Raw genomic sequence first — 1,775 nt, forward strand, 5'->3', positions numbered from 1 at the left:
GCACCAGCAGCGCCGCAAAGGGCAGCAGCCAGGCCACGCGGCCCTGCAGGCGGTCGAGCACGTTGGCCAGCGCGCCGGTTACGAAGGCGTTGGCGACCAGGCCCATGCCTACTACCAGCAGTAGCAGCAGCAACGGGGCGTAGCGGGTCGCCGCGGCCGCCGAACGCCGGGCGCAGGCTATTACCGCCGCGGCGACTACCAGGGCAAGCAGCTCGGCGCCGTAGAAACGGGCATTCAAGTCATCAAAATGCAGCTCGCCCCGGTTTTGCAGCGACGACAGATAGGCCTTGACTTCGTACGGCGCAAACTCCAGCACCTTCCAGTAGGGGTTGGTGTATTCCCGCTGGGGCACCAGCCCGTCGCCGTGGCTGATGTGCGTCAGTTGGCGCAGCGTCGACCGCAAGCCCTCCTGGACCAGGTAGGGGTAATAGCGCGGGGTAACCAGTATCTGGTGCACAATGCTGCGGTACTCGACGAGGTTGTCTTCGAGGCCGCCGGTCTGGTTGTAGGGGCTCTTCTCATCCCACAGAAAAGAAATGGCATCGTTGGGCAGCTGGCCGCGGAAGTCGCAAAGCTTCAGCGGCGGAGCCTGGTCGCAGTTGCATTTGAGGTATTCGTCTACGATACCCGCCTCCACCATTCGGGCCAGCAGAAACACCGGCGTAGCCCGCGACAGCACGAAGCCGCCGCCGAAAACAGCGTGGATGGAAGGCAGCAGCCCCCAGCAAGCCAATACGGTGGCCGTGGCCAGCACCCACTGGCGCAGGCTGGCCAGCTGCCTTCGGAACAAGCCCTGCCACCAGCCGACCAACCCAAATCCCAGCACCACCATGCTGAAGGTGAGCAGGTTGGAGTTGTGCATCATGGTAGAAAGGGCCACGGTGGCCAACACGCCCACACGCTCGGCCACTGGCCGCACAGGCCCGAGCAATGCCAGCGCCAGCGCCAGCAGCCCAATGGCGGAAAAGATGTCGGGCATGAGCTGGCTGCAATAGTACGATGCCCCTGTGGCCCAAAGCGTGAGCCCCACCACCACCAGCCGCCCCAGCCGGTGGTGCACGCGCGGCGCAAACACGGCCACGCAGCGTAGCAGCAGCCAGGCCAGCAGCAGCGACTGCGCCAGCACCACCAGCCACAGCGAAAACTTCATCCCCGTAGCCCAGATGAACAGGCTGTACACAATGGGCCGGTCGTTGGGCACATCGAAACGAATGGCCGAATTCATGTAGGTGCCGGTATCGATGGTTACCAACGGAAACCCGTTGTAGAGGCCAGCACTGAGTAGCAGCAGCGTAGCCAGAAGCAACGCCAGCAGTGGAACCAGATGTGAGCGAACAGAAACAGCCATGGGCGCGGATGATGATAAAAAAGCAGGAGCCGCCCCTACTGCGGGCTGCCCCAGAGCGGGATGGCCCCGGGCGAATGCGTGAGGTAATCGGGGGGTGCCTGGTTGTGGTGGGCCGGAAAATACGCCACGCGCCAGCCCTGGGCCAGCAGCCGGTTCAGGTCGGTTTCGGCCGGCCACCAGCCGTACACGGGGTGGGTGGAGTAGAACTGGGCCTGCAGCTCGTCGCCCCCCTGGGCGTTGAGAATGAGGTAGCCCGGCGGCACCTGCGCGTCGAGCTGGCGGTAGAGGTCGGCATTGGCCAGGCGCACGGCCCTGTCCAGCGGTGCCCCCGAGATTATGCCGATATCTTCGGCAAAATGGTAGCCCACAATGGTCCACGGGCGGGCGTCGGCGGCCAGCACCAGCACCACCACGGCCGCCACGCCCA

Annotated in this window: 2 protein-coding genes; both read right to left on the reverse strand. The window is 64.7% G+C overall.

Annotation, left to right across the window (positions count from 1 at the left end; all coding sequences use genetic code 11):
- Window positions 1-1,348, reverse strand: a 1,348-nt coding sequence (locus ACYVDE_RS21710; RefSeq protein ID WP_460503627.1) for a hypothetical protein, incomplete at its 3' end; no start/stop codon positions are given.
- Between the two features lie 35 nt (window positions 1,349-1,383).
- A partial coding sequence (locus ACYVDE_RS21715) for a hypothetical protein (protein ID WP_460503628.1) occupies window positions 1,384-1,775 on the reverse strand: 392 nt, incomplete at its 5' end.

The organism is Hymenobacter agri (genome assembly GCF_054778495.1).